This window comes from Alteromonas gracilis (assembly GCF_002993325.1).
Classification (GTDB): domain Bacteria; phylum Pseudomonadota; class Gammaproteobacteria; order Enterobacterales; family Alteromonadaceae; genus Alteromonas; species Alteromonas gracilis.
The window spans coordinates 1-3,528 of the sequence record NZ_PVNO01000019.1 but is presented as its reverse complement, the minus strand read 5'-3'; the positions used below and the strand labels follow the sequence as shown (position 1 = coordinate 3,528).

Below are 3,528 nucleotides of genomic sequence, written 5' to 3'. Positions count from 1 at the left end.
ACCTCCTTACCATTACGTCGATAGACGCACTTGATGCAGTGCCTACACAGATAGTCTTGTTTAAAAATGAAGAACGACACAAGTTTATGGGGCTATAGCTCAGCTGGGAGAGCGCCTGATTTGCATTCAGGAGGTCAGCAGTTCGATCCTGCTTAGCTCCACCATCTACTTGACACTGAGCTTTGATAAGCGAAGTTTACTGAAGGCTTGTAGCTCAGCTGGTTAGAGCGCACCCCTGATAAGGGTGAGGTCGGCAGTTCAAGTCTGCCCAAGCCTACCATTTCCTTTCTTTAAGAATGGAAGGTAACAAAGGTAGAAACGTGTCACGATGGACCCGAAATCCTAATGAATATTTACTGTTTCAGTAAGCATTGATTAGGGTTTTTTACTCTAAAGTGAAATGACTCGTCATTTTGCGAATGTTCTTTAACAATTTGGAAAGCTGATATTAATAGTAATCAATCAAAATTGAGTAACTGAGAAGTCGAAAGACGTACTTTTTACTCTACTTGACTGAATTGCTTGTTATCAATTTATTGATAGCAAGGCAATTCTTCCGATTAGCTTGTCATTCATGCGACATAACTTAGACAGAAGTCAAAAGGCTGTTTGGGGTTGTATGGTTAAGTGACGAAGCGTATACGGTGGATGCCTTGGCAGTTAGAGGCGATGAAGGACGTGTAAGTCTGCGAAAAGCTGTGGTGAGCCGACAAAATGCATTTGAGCCACAGATGTCCGAATGGGGAAACCCACCTGTTTACAGGTATCGTTACGTGAATACATAGCGTAACGAGGCGAACGAGGGGAACTGAAACATCTAAGTACCCTTAGGAAAAGAAATCAATTGAGATTCCCCTAGTAGCGGCGAGCGAACGGGGAACAGCCCTTAAGCTGTATTGAATGTAGTGGAATCCTTTGGGAAGAGGAGCGATACAAGGTGATAGCCCTGTACACGACGCAATCTTTACAGTGAAATCGAGTAGGTCGGGACACGTGTTATCTTGACTGAATATGGGGGGACCATCCTCCAAGGCTAAATACTCCTAACTGACCGATAGTGAACCAGTACCGTGAGGGAAAGGCGAAAAGAACCCCTGTGAGGGGAGTGAAATAGAACCTGAAACCGTATACGTACAAGCAGTGGGAGCACCTTCGTGGTGTGACTGCGTACCTTTTGTATAATGGGTCAGCGACTTATATTTAGTAGCGAGGTTAAGTGAATAACGGAGCCGTAGCGAAAGCGAGTGTTAACTGCGCGTTTAGTTGCTAGGTATAGACCCGAAACCCGGTGATCTAGCCATGGGCAGGTTGAAGGTTGAGTAACATCAACTGGAGGACCGAACCCACTAACGTTGAAAAGTTAGGGGATGACCTGTGGCTGGGGGTGAAAGGCCAATCAAACCGGGAGATAGCTGGTTCTCCCCGAAATCTATTTAGGTAGAGCCTCGGACGAATTCCATTGGGGGTAGAGCACTGTTAAGGCTAGGGGGTCATCCCGACTTACCAACCCTTTGCAAACTCCGAATACCAATGAGAACTATCCGGGAGACACACGGCGGGTGCTAACGTCCGTCGTGGAGAGGGAAACAACCCAGACCGCCAGCTAAGGTCCCAAAATATTGCTAAGTGGGAAACGATGTGGGAAGGCACAGACAGCTAGGAGGTTGGCTTAGAAGCAGCCACCCTTTAAAGAAAGCGTAATAGCTCACTAGTCGAGTCGGCCTGCGCGGAAGATGTAACGGGGCTAAGCAATATACCGAAGCTGCGGCAGCAAGTTTACTTGCTGGGTAGGGGAGCGTTGTGTAAGTGGATGAAGGTGAGTTGTAAAGCTTGCTGGACATATCACAAGTGCGAATGCTGACATGAGTAACGATAATGGGAGTGAAAAACTCCCACGCCGGAAGACCAAGGTTTCCTGTCCCATGCTAATCAGGGCAGGGTAAGTCGGCCCCTAAGGCGAGGCAGAAATGCGTAGTCGATGGGAAACGGATTAATATTTCCGTACTTATATAATCAGTGATGGAGGGACGGAGAAGGCTAGGCAAGCTTGGCGTTGGTTGTCCAAGTGAAAGCGAGTAGGCCGAGAATTTAGGTAAATCCGGATTCTTAAAGCTGAGACGCGAGACGAGCTCCCAAGGGAGTGAAGTTGTTGATGCCCTGCTTCCAGGAAAAGCTTCTAAACTTATGATTATATGAACCGTACCCCAAACCGACACAGGTGGTCAGGTAGAGAATACTAAGGCGCTTGAGAGAACTCGGGTGAAGGAACTCGGCAAAATTGTACCGTAACTTCGGGAGAAGGTACGCCCCTGTTTGTGAACACTTCGCGTGGTAAGCAAATGGGGGCCGCAGTGACCAGGTGGCTGGGACTGTTTATTAAAAACACAGCACTCTGCAAACTCGTAAGAGGACGTATAGGGTGTGACACCTGCCCGGTGCCGGAAGGTTAATTGATGGGGTTAGTTTTCGGACGAAGCTCTTGATCGAAGCCCCGGTAAACGGCGGCCGTAACTATAACGGTCCTAAGGTAGCGAAATTCCTTGTCGGGTAAGTTCCGACCTGCACGAATGGTGTAACCATGGCCACGCTGTCTCCACCCGAGACTCAGTGAAATTGAAATCGCAGTGAAGATGCTGTGTACCCGCACCTAGACGGAAAGACCCCGTGAACCTTTACTACAGCTTGGCACTGAACATTGAACCTACATGTGTAGGATAGGTGGGAGGCTTTGAAGCACAGTCGCTAGATTGTGTGGAGCCGTCCTTGAAATACCACCCTTGTATGTTTGATGTTCTAACATTGGTCCCTTATCGGGATTGTGGACAGTGTCTGGTGGGTAGTTTGACTGGGGCGGTCTCCTCCCAAATAGTAACGGAGGAGCACGAAGGTTAGCTAATCACGGTCGGACATCGTGAGGTTAGTGCAATGGCATAAGCTAGCTTAACTGCGAGACAGACACGTCGAGCAGGTACGAAAGTAGGTCATAGTGATCCGGTGGTTCTGTATGGAAGGGCCATCGCTCAACGGATAAAAGGTACTCCGGGGATAACAGGCTGATACCGCCCAAGAGTTCATATCGACGGCGGTGTTTGGCACCTCGATGTCGGCTCATCACATCCTGGGGCTGAAGTCGGTCCCAAGGGTATGGCTGTTCGCCATTTAAAGTGGTACGCGAGCTGGGTTTAGAACGTCGTGAGACAGTTCGGTCCCTATCTGGTGTGGGCGTTGGATGATTGATGGGAGCTGCTCCTAGTACGAGAGGACCGGAGTGGACGAACCGCTGGTGTTCGGGTTGTCATGCCAATGGCATTGCCCGGTAGCTATGTTCGGAACGGATAACCGCTGAAAGCATCTAAGCGGGAAGCCGGCCCAAAGATGAGTCATCCCTGACCTTTAAGGTCTGGAAGGGTTGTTATAGACGATGACGTTGATAGGCAGGGTGTGGAAGCGTTGTAAGGCGTTAAGCTAACCTGTACTAATTGCCCGAGAGGCTTAACCATACAACGCCCAAGAAGCTTTAGGCTTTTG

The 3,528-nt window shown here is 48.9% G+C and carries 2 tRNA genes and 1 rRNA gene; all 3 read left to right on the top strand.

What is annotated here, in order from left to right:
* Nucleotides 1–88 precede the first annotated feature (88 nt).
* The 3 genes from C6Y39_RS05315 to C6Y39_RS05305 all read left to right on the top strand — a co-directional run bounded on the left by C6Y39_RS05315 (nt 89) and on the right by C6Y39_RS05305 (nt 3,500).
* Nucleotides 89–164 (top strand) — tRNA-Ala (locus C6Y39_RS05315).
* A 39-nt stretch (nt 165–203) separates the two neighbouring features.
* Nucleotides 204–280 (top strand) — tRNA-Ile (locus C6Y39_RS05310).
* 341 nt (nt 281–621) lie between these two features.
* A 23S ribosomal RNA gene (locus C6Y39_RS05305) occupies nt 622–3,500 on the top strand.
* Nucleotides 3,501–3,528 lie beyond the last annotated feature (28 nt).